At 58.2% G+C, this 20,479-nt stretch carries 20 protein-coding genes and 5 pseudogenes; 11 read left to right on the forward strand and 14 right to left on the reverse strand.

Annotated elements, in window-relative coordinates:
* Positions 1-346: 346 nt before the first annotated feature.
* Together J3P73_RS28590 and J3P73_RS28595 are read right to left on the reverse strand one after the other, a co-directional pair.
* A complete protein-coding gene (locus J3P73_RS28590) occupies positions 347-712 on the reverse strand; it encodes a Rap1a/Tai family immunity protein (RefSeq protein ID WP_397497905.1) in 366 nt (121 codons plus the stop codon).
* 210 nt (positions 713-922) lie between these two features.
* Entirely contained in the window at positions 923-2,038 is a 1,116-nt protein-coding gene (locus tag J3P73_RS28595; protein WP_130690241.1) for an SIR2 family protein, read from the reverse strand.
* Between the two features lie 251 nt (positions 2,039-2,289).
* Between J3P73_RS28595 and J3P73_RS28600 the strand changes: the two genes are divergently transcribed.
* Positions 2,290-2,670: a terminase gene (locus tag J3P73_RS28600; protein ID WP_130774224.1), complete on the forward strand. Its 381-nt coding sequence runs from the start codon at positions 2,290-2,292 to the stop codon at positions 2,668-2,670.
* On the opposite strand, the pseudogene J3P73_RS28605 reads toward J3P73_RS28600, so the two are convergent.
* The 4 genes and pseudogenes from J3P73_RS28605 to J3P73_RS28620 form a co-directional block, all read right to left on the reverse strand.
* Positions 2,671-2,933 (reverse strand): annotated as a pseudogene (locus J3P73_RS28605) (hypothetical protein).
* 4 nt (positions 2,934-2,937) lie between these two features.
* Entirely contained in the window at positions 2,938-3,750 is an 813-nt protein-coding gene (gene ku, locus J3P73_RS28610; protein ID WP_130774225.1) for a non-homologous end joining protein Ku, read from the reverse strand.
* Positions 3,751-3,761: 11 nt separating this feature from the next.
* The gene (gene ku / locus J3P73_RS28615; RefSeq protein ID WP_207580072.1) at positions 3,762-4,670 is read right to left on the reverse strand and encodes a non-homologous end joining protein Ku; all 909 of its coding nucleotides are present in this window, start codon (positions 4,668-4,670) and stop codon (positions 3,762-3,764) included.
* A gap of 61 nt (positions 4,671-4,731) precedes the next feature.
* The gene (locus tag J3P73_RS28620) at positions 4,732-4,935 is read right to left on the reverse strand and encodes a hypothetical protein (protein WP_130774227.1); all 204 of its coding nucleotides are present in this window, start codon (positions 4,933-4,935) and stop codon (positions 4,732-4,734) included.
* Positions 4,936-5,007: 72 nt separating this feature from the next.
* Here J3P73_RS28620 and J3P73_RS28625 point away from each other — a divergent pair, with 72 nt between their 5' ends.
* Together J3P73_RS28625 and J3P73_RS37725 are read left to right on the forward strand one after the other, a co-directional pair.
* The gene (locus J3P73_RS28625) at positions 5,008-5,190 is read left to right on the forward strand and encodes a DUF3606 domain-containing protein (RefSeq protein ID WP_130774228.1); all 183 of its coding nucleotides are present in this window, start codon (positions 5,008-5,010) and stop codon (positions 5,188-5,190) included.
* Between the two features lie 147 nt (positions 5,191-5,337).
* Entirely contained in the window at positions 5,338-5,574 is a 237-nt protein-coding gene (locus J3P73_RS37725; RefSeq protein ID WP_130774229.1) for a hypothetical protein, read from the forward strand.
* Between the two features lie 85 nt (positions 5,575-5,659).
* Here the strand turns inward: J3P73_RS37725 and J3P73_RS28630 are convergent, their stop codons facing one another.
* Positions 5,660-5,956 carry a hypothetical protein gene (locus J3P73_RS28630; RefSeq protein ID WP_207580073.1) on the reverse strand — a complete coding sequence of 99 codons (297 nt, stop codon included), beginning with the start codon at positions 5,954-5,956 and terminating at the stop codon, positions 5,660-5,662.
* 52 nt (positions 5,957-6,008) lie between these two features.
* Here J3P73_RS28630 and J3P73_RS28635 point away from each other — a divergent pair, with 52 nt between their 5' ends.
* Positions 6,009-6,293, forward strand: coding sequence for a helix-turn-helix transcriptional regulator (locus J3P73_RS28635; protein WP_075225148.1), 285 nt, complete (start codon positions 6,009-6,011; stop codon positions 6,291-6,293).
* The gene (locus J3P73_RS28640; RefSeq protein ID WP_130774230.1) at positions 6,283-7,605 is read left to right on the forward strand and encodes a type II toxin-antitoxin system HipA family toxin; all 1,323 of its coding nucleotides are present in this window, start codon (positions 6,283-6,285) and stop codon (positions 7,603-7,605) included. The genes J3P73_RS28635 and J3P73_RS28640 overlap by 11 nt, the downstream gene beginning before the upstream one ends.
* Before the next feature lie 238 nt (positions 7,606-7,843).
* On the opposite strand, the gene J3P73_RS28645 is transcribed toward J3P73_RS28640, so the two are convergent.
* A complete protein-coding gene (locus J3P73_RS28645; protein WP_130774231.1) occupies positions 7,844-8,446 on the reverse strand; it encodes a hypothetical protein in 603 nt (200 codons plus the stop codon).
* A gap of 52 nt (positions 8,447-8,498) precedes the next feature.
* A pseudogene (locus J3P73_RS37730) lies at positions 8,499-8,622 on the reverse strand (CopG family transcriptional regulator); the annotation flags it as partial.
* A gap of 178 nt (positions 8,623-8,800) precedes the next feature.
* Between J3P73_RS37730 and J3P73_RS28650 the strand changes: the two are divergent.
* The 3 genes and pseudogenes from J3P73_RS28650 to J3P73_RS28660 all read left to right on the forward strand — a co-directional run bounded on the left by J3P73_RS28650 (position 8,801) and on the right by J3P73_RS28660 (position 13,168).
* Positions 8,801-9,210 (forward strand): annotated as a pseudogene (locus J3P73_RS28650) (hypothetical protein).
* A gap of 1,176 nt (positions 9,211-10,386) precedes the next feature.
* The gene (locus tag J3P73_RS28655) at positions 10,387-11,385 is read left to right on the forward strand and encodes an ABC transporter substrate-binding protein (protein ID WP_130774232.1); all 999 of its coding nucleotides are present in this window, start codon (positions 10,387-10,389) and stop codon (positions 11,383-11,385) included.
* Positions 11,369-13,168, forward strand: a complete 1,800-nt coding sequence (locus J3P73_RS28660) for an adenylate/guanylate cyclase domain-containing protein (protein WP_245002751.1) — start codon at positions 11,369-11,371, stop codon at positions 13,166-13,168. The genes J3P73_RS28655 and J3P73_RS28660 overlap by 17 nt, the downstream gene beginning before the upstream one ends.
* A gap of 39 nt (positions 13,169-13,207) precedes the next feature.
* Here the strand turns inward: J3P73_RS28660 and J3P73_RS28665 are convergent.
* Positions 13,208-13,572, reverse strand: a pseudogene (locus J3P73_RS28665) (GFA family protein).
* A gap of 186 nt (positions 13,573-13,758) precedes the next feature.
* On the reverse strand, positions 13,759-15,102 hold the full coding sequence (locus tag J3P73_RS28670) for a chloride channel protein (RefSeq protein ID WP_130774233.1): 1,344 nt from the start codon (positions 15,100-15,102) through the stop codon (positions 13,759-13,761).
* Positions 15,103-15,590: 488 nt separating this feature from the next.
* Between J3P73_RS28670 and J3P73_RS28675 the strand changes: the two genes are divergently transcribed.
* Positions 15,591-16,280, forward strand: a complete 690-nt coding sequence (locus tag J3P73_RS28675; RefSeq protein ID WP_207580074.1) for a hypothetical protein — start codon at positions 15,591-15,593, stop codon at positions 16,278-16,280.
* A 345-nt stretch (positions 16,281-16,625) separates the two neighbouring features.
* Here the strand turns inward: J3P73_RS28675 and J3P73_RS28680 are convergent, their stop codons facing one another.
* Complete coding sequence (locus tag J3P73_RS28680; protein WP_130774235.1) at positions 16,626-17,165, reverse strand: hypothetical protein; 540 nt, start codon at positions 17,163-17,165, stop codon at positions 16,626-16,628.
* 96 nt (positions 17,166-17,261) lie between these two features.
* Between J3P73_RS28680 and J3P73_RS28685 the strand changes: the two genes are divergently transcribed.
* On the forward strand, positions 17,262-18,821 hold the full coding sequence (locus tag J3P73_RS28685) for a Fic family protein (RefSeq protein WP_130774236.1): 1,560 nt from the start codon (positions 17,262-17,264) through the stop codon (positions 18,819-18,821).
* Here the strand turns inward: J3P73_RS28685 and J3P73_RS37735 are convergent.
* Positions 18,818-19,339, reverse strand: a complete 522-nt coding sequence (locus J3P73_RS37735) for a hypothetical protein (protein WP_245002752.1) — start codon at positions 19,337-19,339, stop codon at positions 18,818-18,820. The genes J3P73_RS28685 and J3P73_RS37735 overlap by 4 nt on opposite strands.
* The gene (locus J3P73_RS28695) at positions 19,336-19,713 is read right to left on the reverse strand and encodes a hypothetical protein (RefSeq protein ID WP_130774237.1); all 378 of its coding nucleotides are present in this window, start codon (positions 19,711-19,713) and stop codon (positions 19,336-19,338) included. Before J3P73_RS28695 ends, J3P73_RS37735 begins: the two co-directional genes overlap by 4 nt.
* Positions 19,714-19,718: 5 nt before the next feature.
* Between J3P73_RS28695 and J3P73_RS28700 the strand changes: the two are divergent.
* Positions 19,719-20,057: pseudogene (locus tag J3P73_RS28700) on the forward strand (zincin-like metallopeptidase domain-containing protein); the annotation flags it as partial.
* Between the last annotated feature and the right edge of the window lie 422 nt (positions 20,058-20,479).

Here is a 20,479-nt window from a genome sequence, read left to right on the forward strand (position 1 = left end):
ACGGGTGGTGAACCCAAGTGGAATGGCTTGCCGAGGCAGGGGGATCAGGCGAGTAATGGGACGTCAGGCGGTCCTGCCCAACTGCCTCGCTGATCATGCCCTGCGTCATCCGCTGCGAGATTGATCGGCTTCTCGATCTTACCCTTCGATCGCAGTGAAACCCTTCAATCGCCGCGCAACACCAAGGCTGCCGAAACCAATCGACTTATCATAGCGCGCCCGGTCGCTTCGAAGGGAATGGTTGCGGACGAGGCAACCGGAACATTCCAAGAATGCTTGATTAGCAGGGCGCAAGGGGGCGGGGGCGGGCAGAACAAAGCGGAACATTTCACAACGGTTTCGTCATTCACGCGCCATTTACGCGCCAGCTATTTGCAGGGCCACGCCTCGCCAAAAGCCAAGCGTATAAGGTATCCGCCGTCTTGGTGACGTTCGCTGGGGTTCTTCTCAAGATATGGCAGAACACGTCGCGAGCTTGGCGGAGTATCATCCCTTTCGGATAGCAAATATTGCCGCCCATTCTGAATTTGGCAAAGCCCACATCCTTGTTCTGGGCAGTTTGGATCAGAGTGAGGTCTAGCAAATCGTCGTCGATTGTCTGCTTGTCCACCCAGCCGGCAACGTAACCAAACACCTCGGCCTGATTGTTCTGGCACATCGTGTAAATGTCATTGCCGTGGTGGAAGCCAGCTTGGGCATCGAATGCGAATATGCAGGTTCATCCTGTCCCCCGGATTTGGCGTGAACCTCAGGGTAGGTGAAATCTGCGGCCGGCGAATCCCCCTTAACCGGACTCTTTTTGGCACAATTCGAGGTAGCGCAGAATCTGGCTCGACGTTAAATAAGGCCACCCCGGTCTCTGCCAGGCTGCACCCGTAAGGTTGCGGGCGGGCGGGGCTTTCAGAAAGAAAGCCGGGTGCTATTAATTCATAATCAGACGCGAGTAATTGTTGAGAATGCTATAGCAAGTGTCGTCAACGAGATGGATTTGCAGGTTGTGACGGGCATCAAGACGCAAGGCACGCCGTAGTTCGGAATCGATGTGCAGGCGGTTTGACTCGGATATGCCTTTCGCCGATCCGACCACCGTTTTGTTTTCGCGGTCTCCGTCTGTCTGGAGCATTTTTATGTTCATGTCGCCATAGGAGAAGCCAAGAAACACGATGCTTGGCGCTTCCTCTAAGCGGCTCCGGATTTTCTCGACTGTATTTTCTTCGGTCATCTGTTCGGTGAAGGTGCGGATTTGCCTTGAGACCGCTAGTAGTTCGTCGCCATAGGCGTCCATGCCGAATTCGATGACGGACTTGCTACGATCCAACAGATTTCCGACTTGCCCGTATGGATGAATTATCTCAAGGCTTGTGCATAGCTCCTGAGCCTCATTGAGCGGCATTCCGAAGAACCGCGCGACAGCGTGAGAAATGTAGTGTTCGATGCAGCGGTCATAGTTGAACGTGATGATGCAGATGTTGTCGAAGAGGGCCTCAAGGTTTGTCCTCTTTACGTTTTCCGTCAACATTTTGAAGAAAGTGTTGTGCCAGCTGGCGAGCCGGCCATTAAGGCGGTAGCGTGCATGGAGGTAGGTAAAATCGAAGGGGCCGTGACTATCCGAGTAAAGGTCACAGGTTCTTTCCGCCTCAAGAATGCATCGTGCTATGGCGATCTTTCCGACGTCGACCTTATTCTGATCTTCGGAGTGGGTATGGAGAAAGTTGTCTATCGAAAGCGATATGGGCATAGCTTGGGCGATCGACTGAGCGGCTATGTGATAGTGACCTGCGCGCTGCTCGTGACGTGAGCGCGCCAAGCCATTGATTGCGTCATCAATGCGCTCGTCGGCGGGTCTGATAGACCGCTCCTCGGACGACTTGAGCCGGTCTGAGATCATGACTGCGAGTGTGTCGCCAACCGGTAGGCCAACCTCGAAGCTCCCACCCGCTCCGACCACGAAAACCGTCTTCTTTTTGAACATTTCAATACCCGCGCGCCAATCACTTTTACTACGTGTAATTGAGTCGCTGGAAAGAAAAAGCCCCATAAATGGGGCTCAGACTGCTGACAAACCCCTGGCACCGTCCAGGGGTTTGTGATTCATTGGGACATGTTGAAGAAACCTCGGGTGTTTTCTTATCGGCCATGAATGTCCCCCATCGGCCAGCTTGGGTCCGTAACTGACCGTGTGGCGATCGATAACGTGTATCAGAAGTAGTTACGAAGATTCGAGGGGTGGGTCATCGTTATCCCGTGAGTAATTCCGTAGGCCGCCCAACAAGCTTCCAACCTGAGTATGTGGATCAGGTGGAGCGGCTCTGCCGAACCGGTGCCATCGACACCGACATCGCCGAATTCTTCAACGTTGCAGTTTCCACGGTCTACGAGTGGAAGACCGCTTATCCGGAATTTTCGGAGGCCATCAAACGCGGGAAGGCAAAAGTCGACCGCGAAGTGGCTGATAAGCTGATCGATCGGGCCATGGGCGCAAAGTTCGTGGTTCAGAAGGAGGTCAAGCTCAAGTCGGTATCGTACCTGAATGGGAAGAAGGACAGCGAAGAGGAGCGGGTCGAGGTAGTCGATCTGCACATGGAAGCGCCACCTGACACCCAAGCGCTCATTTTCTTCCTGAAGAACCGCCGCCCAAACCTCTATCGCGAAAGGCAAGAGGTGGAGTGATCAGTCCCGCGTATCCAGCAGCGGCTCGTCGTCGTCAAAGTTTCCATTGCTGGCGGCATCGTACGGGTTGAGGCTCCGGCCGCCGCCACGCTGCCATATGCCGTCAACTGAACCATGACCTCTTTCGCACGCTCAATGGCCTCGTCTTCGCTTGCAGCGTGACCGTCCGCGACCTTGATCGACACCGCTTCCCCGTCGTCGCCCACAAAGTCTACCCGCCATCCGGTTTTCTCGTGAACAATCTTCGTTTCCAGCAAGTGCATCTGACTACCCTGACTTCCTACCTTTGAGATCTGCCTCGACGCTCTTCCGGAGCGCGTCCATGATGCTGACCACATTGGACTTCGGAGCGACTTCGGCCGCCTTCCCCTTCGCCGCCTTTTTCGGCTTCAGCGCCTTCTTCTTCTCCGCGATGATCTTGAGCAGGCTCTCCTGGATTGGATCACTCACCATATCCGGAGACCAATGCGCGGTCTTCTTCTTGATAAGCTGCTGCACAAGGGGAATGAGATCCGGATCTGCTTTCTCGTCGATTTCCTCGAAGTAATTCTCCTCCGGTCGAACCTCGTCGCCGAAACGCAGCGTCCAGAGCACGATGCCTTCGCCGCGCGGTTCCAGGACGACCGCCCGCTCTCGGCGGCCCATCACGAGCTTCGAAACGCCGAAAACCTTGTCGGCTTTCATGGCATCCCTGATCACCGCAAAGGCCTCGTTGCCGACGGCGTCGTCCGGCATCAGGTAATGCGGCTTCTCAAGGTAGATCCACTCGATGCTGTCGGCCGGGACGAACTTGTCGATGTCGATCGTCTTCACCGTGTCGAGCGCAACGGCATCCAGATCGTCCTCGGTGAGGATAACGTAGTCGTTCTCGCCGCGAGCGTAGCCCTTGGCTTCGTTCTCGTCCTTGACGGGCTTGCCCGTGACGGAATCGATGTACCGGGAGACGACACGGTTGCCCGTCTCCTTGTTGAGTGTATGGAAGCGAACCTTCTCGCTTTCGCTGGTGGCCGGGGTCATGGCCACGGGGCAGGTGACGAGGGAAAGTTTGAGATAGCCTTTCCAGTAATATTTCGGAGCCATGACCTATCCCCCTAGCTGGCTTTGCGCTGCGGGGCAGCCTTTGAAGCGGCGGACTTCACTGCCGCCCCGCGCGCGGCGCGCTGCCTCCCAGTGCCAGTGTTAGCGTTGGCGGCAGTGCGTTTCGGTTTGTCCGCAGCGGCCTTCATCATGCCTGCGCTCTCGCGGAGCGCGGCCAGAAGATCGTTGGGCTTCGAGACCTGCACCTTCTTCGGCTTCGGAAGCGACTTGCCTTCCAGCTTCGCCTTCACCAGATCCGCTAGGGCGGCTTCGTAGCGGTCGTCGAAGGTCGCCGGATCGAACTCGCCCTTCTTGGTGGAGATGATGTGCTTGGCCAGATCGAGCATCTCGCCCTGGATCTTGAGCTTGGGCATCTCCTCAAAAGCCTTTTCGGACGAACGAACCTCGTAGTCGTAGTTGAGCGTGCTGGCGATCAGGCCCTTGCCGTGCGGCCGTATCAGCACCGTACGCATTCGACGGAATAGGACGGTGCGGGCGATGGCCGCGACCATCGACTTCTTCATCGCATCGCGGAGAGCCGCGAACGCGTCTCCGCCCATCTTGTCGGGCGTGAGGTAGTACGGCTTGTCGAAGTAGACGTCGTCGACGTCGGAGCAGGGGATGAACGCCTCGATCTCGAGCGTTTTGTTGCTCTCAGGGATCGCGGCGGAAATTTCCTCGGGATCGATGACGATGTACTGGCCGTTCTCGATCTCGAAACCCTTGGTCTGGGCTTCCTTCGGCACCGGATCCTCGGTCTCGCTGTCTATGAAGATGCGGTTGACGCGGTTGCCCGTGGCCTTGTTGATCGTGTTGAAGGTGATGCGCTCGCTAGTCGAGGCTGCCGTATAGAGAGCGACGCCGCAGCTTACCTCCCCGAACTTCAGAAAGCCTTTCCACTGCGCGCGTTGTCCTGACGGCATGACAAATACTCCGAATCATTAATACGCGACTCAAAGACGTGTCGGGGTGATTCGTTCCGACTCAAAACGAATCATTTTTCAATGCTTTACGGAATTTCTCTCCCAAATTGATTCCGCCGTCTCCGCTGGTCGAATTGCGCCCGGCAGTAGTGGAAAGCCGCGGAGATTGTTTAGTTCGAGAGCCACAGCAACCTGCTTCCTCCAGCACCATGCCGGGCACCTCGCTCAGGGAATTCAGCAGCCGCTTCAAGCGCGGCATCATCATCCATTATCTCCCGGGAACCACCGGAATCGTTATGAGTTTCTACTGCGGACGTTTATTCGAAGGAGAAGCCCGATGGCACAGACACCGACATCCCGAGGCCGTGCACAGGATCGAGCCCGCGTGGCCGGCGGCCAGGATCACGAGGTCAACTACGAAGCAAAGAAAGAGGGCGTCTCGAAAGATGCTGTCAAGAAGGCCGTGAAGAGCGCTGGAAACTCACGGAAGAAGGTCGAGGCCGAGATTGACCGCCGTTAGGCGGCCGAACGACGTTGCTCTGTCCAGGACGAGGCAGGTCCCGTGGGTGTCCTGGCCTTCCTGATCTGGGATCATGCCGACGCCGCCGTCTCGTAATGAAGCAGTCATAGCCACGCAAGCCTGCCGCCTCCATGTCTGGGGTAACGCATGTCCAAGTGCATACAGAACGATCACCTGCTGATGTCGAAGGCGGTCCGTGAGTGGTATCGGTACTATGAGGTGGAGTGGGACGATCAAGCGTCCTCGTTTTTGTGTGATGCCGCCATCGAACTCTACAACGAGGGCTGTCGCTCGGTAGAGGAGATGGCGACCGTTCTGATCGGCACTTACGTCGGGCTGCCCGCCACGCGCGTAAACGCGCCATCTTCGAGCTCAGTACATTGACAGACCTAATTAGATCGGGCTGAACTCCATGTGATTCGACCGCGTCTTCTTCCAGCCATACAGCTTGTAACCTACTACTGAGCGTTCAACGAAATCCTTGTGCCGCGAGGTATGGTTTTTCGTGGGCCTTCAGTCCGAGCCCGTGCTCTTGAGCCTGCTTCCTGTAGTCGACCATGCCGGGTCCCGCCCCTTCAGACTCTATCGCGCCAACTGCCGCGCCCGCATTCATATACCCGTACCATGTACAAAATTCTGGCCACAAACTATCATTATGACCAATTAAATGAACAAAACTTGACTTCACCCCAAGCGCCCTGGCATGATGTCCAAAATTCTGGACGGGAGAAACTCTCATGTCCAATCCAATGAACAAATAGGTCATAACGGTGCCCCGTCAGAGAAGCTACTCCAGAGTCACGCACCAGGCGCTCGCCATGCTCGGCAAACTGATCCGCGTCGGGCGCGCTGAGCGCGGCCTGACCGCGCAGGAACTGGCCGACCGTGCTGGTATCAGCCGGACGACATTGTCCAGCATCGAAAAAGGTGCGCCCGGTCCTGAGATCGGCATCGTCTTTGAAGTCGCGTCCCTCGTGGGCATGCGCCTGTTCGACTATGACGAGCGCACTCTCCAGATGCACAATACCCGTCTCGATGAAAAACTGACCCTGCTGCCCAAGAGTGTCCGCCACACGGTGAAGGAGGTCGATGATGACTTCTAAGGCGGACGCCACGGAAGCCTTTGTCTGGATGTGGCTGCCGGGGGCGACGGAACCGGTGGTGGCGGGCCGTCTCGACCAGAATGGCGAGCGCCTGTTCTTCACCTATGGCGCCAGTTACCGCCGCCGCAAGAACGCCATTTCCGTCTATGAGCCGGAGTTACCGCTTCAGGAAGGCATTATCGCGCCCATCAACGGCCTGTCGATGGCGAGCTGCATTCGCGACGGCTCGCCCGATGCCTGGGGCCGCCGGGTCATCATCAACAGGCTGACGGGCAAGAAGCCCGACGCTGCCGGCGTGCCGGAGATCAGCGAACTTACCTATCTGCTCCAGTCCGGCTCCGACCGGATTGGCGCTCTCGATTTTCAGGCCTCGGCAACAGAGTATGTCCCCCGCCATGCCGCGCAGGCATCGCTCGACGAACTCATGGAAGCGGCCGCCCTCATCGAAAAAGGCGTCCCCCTGACACCGGCGCTCGAACTGGCCCTCAACCATGGCACCTCGATCGGCGGCGCGCGCCCCAAGGCACTGATTAATGACGGGACGAAGAAATTCATCGCTAAATTCTCGGCAACCAACGACACCTACAGCGTGGTGAAGGCCGAATTCATCGCGATGAAGCTGGCAGCCGCCTGCGGGCTTAACGCGGCGTCCGTGGCGATGACCCACGCCGCGCAAAAGGACGTGCTGCTGATCGAGCGCTTTGACCGCACGCACACAAAGGATGGCTGGAGGAGGCACGCCATGGTCTCGGCCCTGACCATGCTGGGCCTTGATGAGATGATGGCGCGCTATGCCTCTTACGAAGACCTGGCCGAGCTGATCCGTCGCCACTTCACGGCACCCAAGGATACGCTCAAGGAACTCTACGGGCGGATTTGCTTCAACGTGCTGTGCGGCAACACCGACGACCATGCCCGCAATCATGCCGCCTTCTGGGACGGCCGGATGCTCACTCTAACGCCGGCCTATGATATTTGCCCGCAGGGACGCACGGGTAACGAAGCCACGCAGGCCATGCTGATCAAGGGCGATGGCCGCGCCAGCACGCTCGCCACCTTGCTAGCTGGCGCGCCGGATTATCACCTGAAAGAGGCGGAAGCCGCCACGCTGATTGAAAACCAGGTCACGATGATTGCTGCAAGCTGGCCAGCGGTCTGCGCGGAAGCCGAACTGAGCACCGTCGACCGCAAGCTGTTCGCCGGACGTCAGTTTCTCAATAGCTATGCCTTTGAGGGGCTCGAAAGTCAAAAGGCGCTGCATGATGCCTTTCGTGCCGCACGGGATGCGCTGATCGCGAGCGGAGGCGCTTGACGATGACAGCGCGACAGCAGCTCAAGAGACGCGATTGGCCGTCGGCCTTTCTCCGCTCTCTTGGCCATGCGTCATGGGCTGCGGAGCAGACTGAGGCGGAAGCGTGTGCCGAGGGGCCGCCGCCGCGGTCGCTTCAATTGCCGTTCTCGTTTCGCTCACACGGCCTCCAATGTTAATCGCGTTCCGGTGTGACATTCCCGCTTTTTAAGTCAGTGTTAGCAGGCTCGGCCACAAACAATCAGTTGCCCCAGCCAATTTGGAACCGATCAAATCGAACCTCGGTCAACGGCTGGTTGGAGGCGCCTAGCCTTACCGAACGAAGAACGAGACGAAGCTCGGGGGAATAGTATTGTTCAAAAGTAATCGGAGGCAATCCCGTCAGTTCGAGACGGCTGTTGACGGCCCAAACCTTGTAGGAACAAGATGCAATAGTTTCCTCTCCCCAGCCGTCGAACCTAATAATAGTAGCGCCCGAAACGGATTTTTTGCCATTGATGAAAAGCGTCGTCTCGGATTGCCAGTTCTTCTTCTGTGGTAGATCGTCTAACGCAATCGCATTCGCGTATTTCAGCTCATGCGTCCCGCTGGCACTAACTCTCTTTTCGACGAGCAAGGGGTGCAAATATACAGCCGACACCGGCTGCAGTGAACGGTTACGCTCCACTAGCTTTTGTTCGGTGAGACCCGGACCGTCCGGCTTGTAGAACACGGAATAGAAAGGCACTTCCCTGGTAAGCAGCACGCCCTGTTTGGTTTCTTTAGCGCTCAAGCAATTGCCAGAGGCAGGCGCCGCCAATGTTATTCCAAGCAACAGCGACAAACTTCTCAGCAAGATCGACATTCAAGATATCTCTCATCCAAATCTGCTACCGTGACGCTTGGGCGAAAATCCACTATCTTGCGCATGCCGTCCCATCCTCATCGCCGACTTCATCAAGATTGCGGCAGGTAGGTGTTTTCCTCCATCCACTCGCGAACGATGAACCTGATCGTGTCATTGCGCGTTAGCCCGAGTTCGATGGTAGCATGGCCAGCGGCTATCCCGTTGCAATCGACCAGTTCAAGGAACTATGCCCGACGAGGATGCGCTAAGGTCTTGATTCACGGGGGTCCGGCGTCGCTGTTAACCAGGCGTGCTTTTTCGTCTAGTCAATTCTTACAGCTCTGAGTATGGACGACCTCGAAAGAGGGCACCATGCAAAAACTTTTCTTGATACTGTTTGGCGTAGTGGCCATGAGCGGAACTGCGCATGCTCAGGCAAGGGTCACTGCAACCCATCGGAACGGCCTAGTCGAAAGCTACCGAGCCTATATCGGTGAGGCTGACCTGTTTAACTCAAGCGGCACAAGGCTGACGCAGGCGTGGCAGATCATTCGGCAAGACCGAGCAAATTTCCATCAGTACGGTGTACGCGACCGCGATGACGAGACGGACTCGTTCTTTGCAGATCCGGTCAACCGCCAAGCGCTGAACAGATGCTTCGCAACGGCACAATGACGAGGGACGCCGCCAACATGATCGTTCGCGGGAACGTCTGGATTGACGTGGACATTTACGGCAGCCAGGGCGCTGGCCGCTGGATCGACGTTTCGGTATCCGATTGATCTTTACCGGCAGGGGACCCCCACTCGATGAAACATCTTTTCGCAGCGGCTCTTTCCGCCCTTGTGATTTCCACGGTATCGACAGCCTTTGCTCAGTCGATGTCCGGCGTATCAGTTGGTGGCGATCGACAGCAACTTGATAGCATAGGCAGACAAGATCATAGGACCGAACATCGACCGTCTCTCCCGAGGACTGGGGAAGAGCGCTAGTAAACAGCTTGACCTGTGTCACCGCATCGACAGGATCTGGCTTCGGCGGTTCCCGTCCAGGCGGAAGCCAATGTCCTTGAAGTGCCAATAGCCGTGGATCAGGAGGTCGCGATAGCCGATGTTTCGCCCGCGAACTCTGTCGTCGCCTCGTCCTTCTTATGATCCTTGTTCTCGTCGCTTGCGTTCCGGTATGCAGCGTTTCCCTAGATGTCGTCTGCCCATACCGCCGCTCTGACAAATGTGTTGCGGTCGACATCCTTGGGCTGATGGTCCGGACTGTCCGGGATAGCCGCGACCCATTGCGGATAGCCCAGATTCAATCGGACGAGCCTGTTGGCTTCAGCGCGAGCCGCGGGCGCGAGCTGTTCGTAGGCGAGGGCCGTGCCGCACACCACAACATGGCGGCCGAAAAACAAGCGATACGCAAGGTCATTTGCAGATCTCCTCAATGATTGTCAGCAGCCGTTTTCCACGTGGAGCCGTCTCCTGAAGGCTCGGCGACGCCCCACGGCCGCTCCACTCTGGTCTAAGGCCAAGCTCTCTCCCAATCTCGCGAACTAGGCCCTCGAAGTTTTCGCCCTTAGGAGTCGCCGCTTATTATCGAATCTGATCCATATATTCGATCCAAAAAATGGTTCGATCAGTCCATTCCGGTTCTCTCTTGATCGTCTACCGGGGCAATGACCGGTCTCCCTTGCCCAAATTGTCCGCAGGTGGCCGCATCGCCTTTTGTTCTTATCGCAATGAGAATCAACAGATCTTGCGGAATTCCAGAAACTGCCAACTAGGCTGCCCGCGCTACCAATCCGCACCAATATCGACTATACTTTCGTCCACTGAATATCTTGGCTTGTTCGTCGGTCGCTCCATCAGGAGAAGGAGGCGGGTCGAAAGGTGAGTTTGCAGAAATTGGCCTGATCTCATCGGCCCACCCGCTAGATGCCGTGGGTCAGCGAGGGGGTTCGGATGAAACCGAAACGACGTCCCTTCCTCAAACTTGCAGTCGCGCTGGCGATGAGCTTTCCTGCCATCGCGCCCGCGCAGCAGACGTCGGTCAAGACGCCACGTATCGGCCTTCTCGCCTGGTGGCCTTGCGGTATGCCGTATGCGAGCGAAACCAGTGAGTTCGGAATGTTCATGCAAGGGCTTCACGACCTGGGCTACACGCTGCAGGAACTCAGCTTCGAGTGCCGGAGCGCGAGTAAGCAAGACAGTCGCCTTGCTGCCGCGGCGAGGGACCTGGTGCAACTCCCCGTGGATGTGATCGTGACGTCGTCTCAGCCGGCGGCGCATGCTGCCAAAGGAGCGACCAATGCGATTCCCATCGTGACCATCATCAGCGGTGACCCAGTTGCGGCAGGCTTGGCAAGCAGCCTCGCAAAACCCGGGGGCAATCTCACGGGCGTCACTTATTACGCCACCGAACTAGCCGCCAAACGGCTGCAGCTTTTGATGGAGGCCATACCGGGGCTTGCCACTGTCGGCGTGCTGGCAAACCCGGGGGTTTCATATCTCCCCTTCGAAAGGGACACCAAGCAAGCTGCCCGCCACCTCGGAGTGGCTTTGAGCCTCCAGCAAGTCAGCGAGCCGGGCGAACTCGATGCTGCGTTCTCGCGCATGACGGCCGATGGCGCTCAAGCTGCTTTGGTGCTTCCCGACCTCATGCTGGCCGACCAGTCTAAGCGAATCGCCGCCTTGGCGATCGAGCATCACCTGCCGATCATGGCTTGGGGCTCGTGGTACGTCGCAGACGGCTGCCTGATGGCCTATTCGGCGGACTATGGTGTAATGCAACATCGGCTCGCCTATTATGTCGATCGCATTTTAAAAGGCACCAAGCCAGGGGAGTTGCCGATCGAGCAGCCGACGAAGTTCGACTTGTCGGTCAATCTGAAGACGGCCAACGCACTCGGGATCGAGCTGCCGCAGACCGTTTTGCTGATGGCTGATGAAGTCATCGAGTGAGGATGGTGTGCGGCGTTCGGTCCAGCCTAAAGCCGCCCCGATGCGCCGATCGCTGTTCCGGAAGTACTTCCTCGCCTTCTTCGCTGCGGTCATTGTTCCGCTGGCTGTTAGCGGCATAGGCGACGCCTGGTTCGGCTATCGCGACCAGCGTGCGATGCTCAGCGCTCTATTGCGGGTGGAGGCCACATCGGCGGCCGGCAAAATTCAGAGCTTTCTCGACGGCATCCAGGATCAACTGGGTTGGACGGTCCAGCAAGCCTGGACCGCTGATGCCGAGGGACACCATCGGCTCGATGCACTGCGGGTGATGCGCCAAGCCCCGGCGATCGTCAGCATCACCCTTATTGACGATGTCGGCGTCGAACGGCTGCATATCTCCCGTATCGACCTGAACAGGACGGAAGGCGGATCGGATCACTCTGGCGACCCTGCTGTCGTGGGAGTTCGTTCGAATGGCACATGGTTCGGCCCAGTCACTTTTCGCGACGGCTCCGAACCGTTCATGACCATGGCCATGGGCGGAAACCGTAGGGCAGGTGGCATCGTCGTCGCCGAAATCAACCTGAAGCTTGTCTGGACGGTTGTTTCGGAAATTCGCGTCGGTAGTCGTGGCCGGGCGTTTGTTCTCGATCAGACCGGCCGGCTCATCGCCCACCCCGACATCAGCAAGGTGTTGCAGGGCACGGACGAGAAGACAGCGGCGGCCCTTACCAGATTGCGGGACGAGATCGCCGCCGCAGGGGGCGAGGCGACCACGGCCCGCAACGCCGAGAACGAACCGGTTGTGACCACCATGGCGGCGATCCCCAGTCTCGGTTGGACCGTGTTCGTGGAGCAGGCGCAGGCCGAGGCTTTCGCACCGCTTTATGCGTCACTGTGGCGGACGGGTGGCCTGCTGCTCGCCGCCGCCGTCTTCGCATCGGCGCTTGCCTACTGGCTTGCCAGGCGGATGACCGGACCAATCCACCTGTTGGGGGAAGGCACCGAAAAAATCGGTGCTGGACAGTTCGAGCACCGGATCGACATCGCCACAGGAGACGAATTCGAACGGCTGGCGGACCGGTTCAATGAAATGGCGCAAGAACTCGCCGTATCACGGGATCGTTCAGAGCGAATTGCACGGCTGAAGCGTTTTCTGGCGCCCCAGGTGGCGGAACTCGTCGAAAAGTCCGGCGACGAGAGCGTGCTCGCCGGACAGCGCGCAGAAGTCGTCGCTGTGTTCTGCGATTTACGTGGCTTCACCGCTTTTTCGGCCCACACAGAACCCGAGGAGATCATGCAGGTCTTGCGCGAGTACTATGAGGCGCTCGGCGCGATCATTACACGCTACGAGGCCACGCTGACCAACTTCGCGGCAGACGGTTTGATGGTGCTCGTCAACGCCCCGGTACCGTGCGCAGACCCGGCGCTTCGTGCTGTTGAGATGGCGATCGACATGCAGGATGCCATCCAGCGCCTGATCGCCGAATGGCGTCTGCGCGGTCATGCGATTGGCTTCGGCATAGGACTGGCGATGGGATGGGCTACAGTCGGCCGAATTGGTTACGAAGCCCGTGTTGACTACACCGCGATCGGCCATGTCGTGAACCTGGCATCGCGACTCTGTTCGTCCGCCGCCGATCAGCAAATCCTCGTCGATCACGCTGTAGCGCAATCCGTGTGTGGAGAAATTTTATTGGTTGCTCTCGGCCCGCGGCAGCTCAAAGGTCTCGACGAGCAAATACCTGCTTGGAAGGTCGGAACTAGAAGCGGAAGATCAAAATGGCGTGCACGAACCGATTGAGGGGCTGAACGGGTAGGGGGCTCCTTAGGGTGCGTTTGACTAGGTGAAATCGAACAACACCCATTCCAAACGACTTTCCTCATAGACGCTTTGCGTCGGCGCGACCGAGGAGGGGTCGGCGAAGCAAAGGCGACGGCTACGAGCTCTTTCCTGAATTCCGGCATCCAGAAAACCGTAGACCCGCATTCCACGCAGAACCTGAATTCGATTGATTTCCCGCTGTCGCCCGACCTGGTCGACACACCGGACGTCTCCATTTGATCGCCGTGGAAGAAGACGGCTACGCTGAACGCGCTGCCGGTGCGACGTTGGCAGGCCCGGCAATGGCAGGCAGAGACTTTGATAGCCTCTCCGTCGGCAGTGATCGAAAGCTGGCCGCATGAACAACTGGCTGCTCGTTTCATTCCATGCTCCTGCTAAAATGATCTCTGCGGAAGCAACCGCACGCACCCGATAGCTGTTGTGGAGATGCCGCCGTGAGGCCGTCGGACACATCGAAGAGCGTCCATTAGGTCTCAGGTGTACGCTCGCAGCACACCACTTGGTAGATGATCGCCCGTCTCCGCCCGTCGTTTGTGTAGTACTTAAGGTTACTCCGATTCCCTTTCGACTGCACGCCGCGCCCGGATAGCCGCGGCGATGAAGACGCGCGAAAGACCATGATAAAGTGGCTCGCGCGAAAGAATGCGCGAAGTAAGGTAACCGATCATAGACACTGCCATGATCGGGATGACGGCCTGATGATCGCCGGTCATTTCGAGGATGATGACGAAGGCGGTCATCGGCGCCTGCACGACGCCCGCGAAATAACCGGCCATACCAAGGATAGCTGCGAGCGCGATGCTGGTGCCGAGCAGTGAGCCGACGGTGCTGCCGAAACCGGCGCCGACGGCGAGCGACGGCGCGAAGATCCCGCCCGGAATACCTGACAGCATCGACAGGAAGCTAGCGGCGAACTTCTCGACGAAGAAGAGCAGAGGCAGGGCATTGCCTTCGACCGCACCTCTTGCCTGCTCATAGCCGGTGCCGAAGGTCGTGCCACCTGACGCCACGCCGATGACTGCGATCGTCAGTCCGCAGATGCCTGCAAGAGCCAGCATGCGCTTCAGCGGCTGTGGTTGCGCCCAGCGGCGAATCTTCTGGCCGAGGTGCAGAGCGAAGCCGCTGAAGGTCGCGCCGAGCACGCCACCGCCGATACCGCAGATCAGAACCAGCCCCCAGTCGCGAAGCTCCGTGGGGGCAGCCGATGCCATGCCGAAATAGTTGTAGCTTCCAGAAATCCCGAGCGCCGCAAGGCCGGAGAGGATGACTGCCGTGAGCACCAGCCCGTTGGCGCGAGATTCGTAGGTGCGGCTCATTTCCTCGATCGCGAAGACGATACCGGCAAGCGGCGTATTGAATGCGGCGGCAATTCCCGCCGCCGAACCGGCAAGGATCAACCCGCGCGCCTGCGCCATGCCACTGAAGCGGGCGACGGCGAGCATGATCGATGCGCCGACCTGCACGGTCGGGCCCTCGCGCCCGATCGAGGCGCCGGAGATGAGACCAAGCACCGTCAGTACGATCTTACCGCAGGCGATCTTCAACGACAGCAGCCGCGTTCGGTCTTCGACGTCCCTCAGATGCCTGGCGGCGATCGCCTGGGGGATGCCGCTACCGCCAGAATTTGGGAACAGCGTCGCCGCCATATAGGCCGAGAGCATGAAGCCGAGCGGGCTCAGCGCCAGTGGCAGCAGGAAGGCCCATTCACCGGATGAGGTGAGAGATCCGAAGCCCTTCTGCGCCAGATCCGCAAGCTTCGCAAAGGCGACGCTGATCACCCCGATTGCCAAGGCCCCGCACCAGAACACTAGCCTCGGCCGCCAAAGCGAGAAAGAGCCCCATAAGACGCGGGAGCGGCGGAAGAGCTTGGAATATCGATAGGATTGCGGCATGTCGGAGCTCGGCGATGCGGGGCGAGGTTGTCCTTTACTAGCGTCATCGCGAACGAAAATCACCCCATTGCAACAGGTCGAACGCGGCAGGACCGCGGGCGTGCCGAAGCACGGAGGGCTCACGTTCAACACATTCGGTCTGGGCTTGCCGTCCCTCGAGCCGGACGTCGTCGCTATTGCGAGTGGGATGACCGGCATGCAGCCAGTTCTACATTTCCTTCAGCGTGTTGCTTCCACGCAGAACTGAGCCGGTTAGGCGCATAATTTCCATTGAGAATTGAGCCATGTGAACCTTCCCCCCCAACGCGGTGAGCGACGGGGGCAACGGAGTGATCCACAAGACGATATGCAGATTCGCGGTAAATGTCGCGCTGACAGATCGGCACCATTCTCCGGTAAGCGCACGGGATTGTTCCGCAACTAAGAGATGGGCGACATTTTCCGTTCATGATAAAGAATGTGCCAGAGGACGGGGGCACGGTACGACAATGGACGAGGTTGTCTTAAACACTAATACAGAAATCGAACGGGGTATTAAAGCGCTGTTGAGGGTCTTGCCGAAACTCGACTCTGCTCCTGCGCAATCTCCTCTCAAATCTCAACGGAAGCAGGAGGCTCTAGACAAGTTAGAGCGCGCGATACGGGAGACTACGATCTACATCAAACATGGCGACGGCAGCGATATGTCACGCGAATGGGAGATCTCCAGGCTATGGAGCGAAGCGAGCAACGCCATTGCCGACTTCGATCCACATCTTGCCCGGCGGTGCTTCATCAAAGGACAAGGATGGCTGGACTCGTCCGTCTGGCTCCAACATGAGTTTGAGCGGCTTAAAATCAGTGATATGCGGGGGGGTTACATAGGCTTTCAGCAGACGCCCGTAATCGACGTGCCCCCCTGGTTCCAAGTGGCTGGCGCAGGGTTTGCCTTTCTAACTTTTTGCTCGCTGTTTTACTTGCTCATTGGCCCCGATTTAACGGCCAACAAACGGATTATATTCGATGCCTGGATGGCATTTTGCGTTGCCAGTAGTGCCGCGTTTCTGGGCGGAACCGCGGTTGCGAAAGGCGCATTGAAGATTCCGTTCTTGAAGGACGCACCGGTGAAATTCTCCGCAATTGGCGGCATCGCCGTCTTTGTCGTGGTCTTCCTGATAATGGCAGCCGCATATCACTGAATCGCAATTATCAGACTTCACAGCTGTTTTGAGGGGGAACAATGCTGTCAGACACCATCCTTCGAATCTAAGCTTGGGGCGACGCGAAGCTGTGGATTTCTTCTAGCAACGAATTCAAAACGAGGCTGGCACCCTACGATCCTGGACGCAGAATTCTTGCGGAGGAGAGGGAGAACAAAGAAACATTGAAGACCCAATCGCTAGCGGCCAAAGAAAAGTTTGGCCGTCAAGCCAACAGGCGGCAGTGACGGATTAGGCCCGCGTTGAATCTTATCATCGCCTACACTGATCGGCAGAGGCACCGTAAGCTCAAAATAGGGAATAGCGGTTTCTAAGCTCATCCATCTACTTGTCGTAGGCGTCGATTTCATTTCGACAGGCATGGGAGACCGCAAGAGACAATTGGGCCATTTCCTCCGGTTTCTTGCCGGTAGCCTGCCACGTCTGTAACGACCTGCCGAATCTGACCATCGCGGTCTCGACATCCTGGCCTTCAAAGCGAGCAAGTTCGCCCCAATACAACTTCCAAAACGTGTCGACTGCCTCTTTCGCGTCGACAGCATTTAGGTCTGAGGAGGTTGCAATTGCCGACGCTGTTTTGGTCGCCTGCGCAAACGCTTCATTGCGGCTTTGATTGCGAGCCACCATTTCCTTTACCGTCTCGCCAAGGCGCTCGATCAGCTCGGCGCGGCCCTGGAACGGGACATGCCCGCTGCTGTTCGGAATGAACTGGCAGGCGGCAGCGCGGCCTTGCTCGCCCATAGGCCGGATGGCGGGCCGGCTGTTCAGGCCCGCCCGCCGGCTGCGGTTAGCGCCCAGGCTCTGCCCGAGCCGCTCCGCCGTTAGATTTTGCGATTCCCGGCGTAATAAAGTTTCAAATTTCACAAAATAGCTCGTTTATTATCGTTTTTCATAGGAAGTTACCGTTTTTCACGGCATACTCTTCTCAGGATGTAATTTCAGACGGTAGATTGAATTTTCATGGGAAATGAGCCTCAGTATCGTTTTTCAGGGCCGGTTACTGGTTTTCACGATTTAAGACTGCCAGAGCAGGCGACTCCGGCCGGTTATGCCGCTCTTATCGATGCGTTCCGCCTGCAGGTCCCTTTGCCCCGTCAGCTTTCCGCCATTGGACCGCGGCATAGAAGCTACAGCCAGGACGGCTGGAGCATCACCACGCCGCGCCACGCGCCTGCGGCCGATCTGGAAGGCCATTTAACCTTTGCCCTTAAATACGAGGGCCTCGATCTGGCCGTTCTGAAGGCGTTGTTTCAGGCTGTTGGCCCTGCTCCCATTGAGGGGATTGTCAGGGCGCAGCCGACAGGCCGGTATGCCCGGCGGCTGTGGTTTCTTTATGAATGGCTCCTCGGCACGGCGCTCGACCTGCCCGACGCCGGGAACGGGGTTTATGTTCCGGTCGTCGATCCCGAACTGCAATGGGCGACGGAGGGCACGACCTCGACCCGGCACCGTGTCCGGAACAACCTGCCTGGAACGCCGCTCTTCTGCCCGATGATATTCCGGACGGAAGCCCTGCGCGCCTTCGCGGAGCGCAATCTCGCGGAACGCGCCCGCATGGCCGTGGCCGATGTGCCCGCCGACCTGCTCGCCCGCACGGCGGCATTCCTGCTGCTCAAGGATTCAAGGTCGAGTTTCGAGATCGAGGGGGAGCGCCCGCCCCATGACCGCATTCAGCGCTGGGGCCGGGCCATCGGGGAGGCCGGGCGGCGTCCGATCGATCTTGAGGAATTGCTGCGCCTCCAGCGCCTGGTCATTGGCGATGCCCGATTCGTGCGTCTAGGACTGAGGCATGAGGGCGGCTTTGTCGGCGAGCATGACCGCGACATAGGCATGCCCTTGCCCGATCATATCAGCGCAAGGGATGAAGACCTACCTTCTCTGATGAAGGGCCTGATTGCATTTGATCGCAACGCAGCCCCGCATCTTGATCCGGTGCTGGCCGCGACAGCGCTCGCTTTCGGGTTCGTCTATATTCACCCGTTCGAGGACGGCAACGGACGCCTGCATCGTTATCTGATCCACCATGTCCTCGCCGAACGCGGCTTCAATCCCCCCGGCATGGTGTTTCCGGTATCGGCGGCGATACTTGATCGGATCGACGACTATCGCCGCACGCTGGAAAGCTATTCGGCGCGTTTGCTGCCGTTGATACGGTGGGAGCAAACGGTCAAGGGCAATGTGCGCGTCCTCAACGACACGGCGGACTATTACCGCTTTTTCGACGCGACGCCGCATGCCGAGTTTCTCTATGAGTGCGTTCAGCGCACCATCGATGTCGACCTGCCCGCGGAGAGCGCGTTTTTGCAAGGCTACGACGCATTCCGGCATCAGATAGCGGAAATTGTCGATATGCCCGACCGTACCGCCGACCTGCTGTTCCGGTTCCTTCGCCAGAATGAAGGCATACTGTCCAAGCGAGCCCGCGCGGCCGAATTTGCCGATCTCAGCGAGGCAGAAGCCCGGCAGATTGAAACCATTTATGCCGAGACGTTCCGGCGTGCGTCGAACCGGGCTCCCTAAAGGGGATCAGAGCTATCGGCGGCGCATTCGTAGGGATAGATCGACCACTCGCCTGTTTTGGTCAGCGTGACTTCGTCGCCGCGCTCGTCCACAACGGCCAGATAGACAGTCGCGGCTTTGATGCGATACGCGTGGTAGGGTTGCAGGCGGCGCATCAGCTCGAACAGGCCTTGTCTGAGATCAGACATGGCCATCGGGGCATTGTCCTTGCCCCGCATGCGTATCTTCAACCCCTCGGCCCGGAAAATTTTGCGTTTCACATCTCTATTGTCCAGTATTTGGAGTGGTCGCCGCAAGTGCATACCGGCGTGTGCCTTCGATCCACAACAGGCGTCATAGCTTCGCTGATCTCTGCGGCCAGCATCGCAGCGTGATGGCCGGTTGATCAGCTGTCGATAGAAAGGCAAAGCGGCCGCCATTGTGGCGGGCAGGTATGCCGTTGCCCTGTCGCAATGAAGCTGCGCGTTTGCGTTATCGGCTGCTGTCAGCAGGCCGGCAAATCCAAGCTGCATGGTCACGCCGCACTGCCTGCCAGCAGTAGTATCTTTTCAGCGGCGCTCGTAGCTTCGCTAAGTGCTGCAGCTTCCCTCTCGAACAGGCCGGTGGTCCCCTCGATGCCCGCGTGCAGATTGTCGGATGCTCGAATGAGATCCTTGAGTGCTTGCCAGACATCGGTGGGCGTTGCGTCCTCAATATGAAATTCCGCACCCGCCTCATCGGTGAGCATGAAATGGTCGGGCTCTCCGCCATCGACAAAATCATAAAAATTCAGCCCCTCCTGATAAAAGCGCTCAAGGATTTTCGCTTTCGCATCCTCAGGACTGTCAGCTTTTACATCACCGTGGGCTGCAAAACGCTCGTCACGGAAGGCGGTATATTGATAGGTCGGCATGGGACGCGTTCCGTGATGCGGAAAGCTATTACGCCACCCTGGCGCATGAGCTGACCCACTGGACCCGGCACCCCTCACGGCTCGACCGCGATTTCGGGCGGAAGCGGTTCGGCGATGAAGGCTATGCCATGGAGGAACTGGTTGCGGAGCTGGGCGCGGCGTTCCTGTCCGCCGATCTCGACCTGACCCCGGAACCGCGTCCGGACCATGCCGCCTATATCGCCAACTGGCTGACGGTTTTGAAGAACGACAAGCGGGCCATTTTCAGCGCGGCGTCCCATGCCCAACGCGCCGCAGATTTTCTATCGGGCCATTCCACCACGCAACAGGAGGCGGCTGCGTAAGCAGCCTTTTCCCAACAACAAGAGGAGAAACGCGACTTTCAGAAGGCGGGATCGCCGCGTCAGACGCTTGTGCAGCGTCCCAATTGATGACGATCTGCTGGCTTGGATGAAAGCCAGGGGCTGCGATGCCGCCCGCGAGATCAACGGGCTTCTGCGCTTCTACATGGACACCAGCGTCTCGATGGAACTTGAAGCCCAATCCGCCGCGTGGACGCCTGCCGACATGGACATCCCACCTCCTGACGGACCCGCAACCAACACTCGGATATTAAGCCGAGAGAGATAGGCGGCCCGATGTTCAATCGATCACCGAGCGTTGCTCCGCTGGCGGGCTCTATGCGACTGTTTCAATTAGACCGAATGCCTCCCGTGTAATTTTTTGCCGGTGCGCCGGTCCGCACCCACTCTCCATCGAAACTCAA

It is taken from the genome of Rhizobium ruizarguesonis, assembly GCF_017357285.1.
In the GTDB taxonomy this organism is placed as follows: domain Bacteria; phylum Pseudomonadota; class Alphaproteobacteria; order Rhizobiales; family Rhizobiaceae; genus Rhizobium; species Rhizobium ruizarguesonis.

What these genes read in the sequence shown, in the direction of transcription:
- J3P73_RS28670 (WP_130774233.1), bottom strand. Translation starts at nt 15,102, where the DNA reads ATGCCGCAATCCTATCGATATTCCAAGCTCTTCCGCCGCTCCCGCGTC.
- J3P73_RS28595 (WP_130690241.1), bottom strand. Translation starts at nt 2,038, where the DNA reads ATGGGGCTTTTTCTTTCCAGCGACTCAATTACACGTAGTAAAAGTGAT.
- J3P73_RS37725 (WP_130774229.1), top strand. Translation starts at nt 5,338, where the DNA reads ATGTCCAAGTGCATACAGAACGATCACCTGCTGATGTCGAAGGCGGTC.
- J3P73_RS28620 (WP_130774227.1), bottom strand. Translation starts at nt 4,935, where the DNA reads ATGATGATGCCGCGCTTGAAGCGGCTGCTGAATTCCCTGAGCGAGGTG.
- ku (WP_130774225.1), bottom strand. Translation starts at nt 3,750, where the DNA reads ATGGCTCCGAAATATTACTGGAAAGGCTATCTCAAACTTTCCCTCGTC.
- J3P73_RS28675 (WP_207580074.1), top strand. Translation starts at nt 15,591, where the DNA reads ATGGACGAGGTTGTCTTAAACACTAATACAGAAATCGAACGGGGTATT.
- J3P73_RS28640 (WP_130774230.1), top strand. Translation starts at nt 6,283, where the DNA reads ATGACTTCTAAGGCGGACGCCACGGAAGCCTTTGTCTGGATGTGGCTG.
- J3P73_RS28660 (WP_245002751.1), top strand. Translation starts at nt 11,369, where the DNA reads ATGAAGTCATCGAGTGAGGATGGTGTGCGGCGTTCGGTCCAGCCTAAA.
- J3P73_RS28630 (WP_207580073.1), bottom strand. Translation starts at nt 5,956, where the DNA reads ATGACCTATTTGTTCATTGGATTGGACATGAGAGTTTCTCCCGTCCAG.
- J3P73_RS28685 (WP_130774236.1), top strand. Translation starts at nt 17,262, where the DNA reads ATGGGAAATGAGCCTCAGTATCGTTTTTCAGGGCCGGTTACTGGTTTT.
- J3P73_RS28695 (WP_130774237.1), bottom strand. Translation starts at nt 19,713, where the DNA reads ATGCCGACCTATCAATATACCGCCTTCCGTGACGAGCGTTTTGCAGCC.
- J3P73_RS28635 (WP_075225148.1), top strand. Translation starts at nt 6,009, where the DNA reads ATGCTCGGCAAACTGATCCGCGTCGGGCGCGCTGAGCGCGGCCTGACC.
- ku (WP_207580072.1), bottom strand. Translation starts at nt 4,670, where the DNA reads ATGCCGTCAGGACAACGCGCGCAGTGGAAAGGCTTTCTGAAGTTCGGG.
- J3P73_RS28655 (WP_130774232.1), top strand. Translation starts at nt 10,387, where the DNA reads ATGAAACCGAAACGACGTCCCTTCCTCAAACTTGCAGTCGCGCTGGCG.
- J3P73_RS28625 (WP_130774228.1), top strand. Translation starts at nt 5,008, where the DNA reads ATGGCACAGACACCGACATCCCGAGGCCGTGCACAGGATCGAGCCCGC.
- J3P73_RS28645 (WP_130774231.1), bottom strand. Translation starts at nt 8,446, where the DNA reads ATGTCGATCTTGCTGAGAAGTTTGTCGCTGTTGCTTGGAATAACATTG.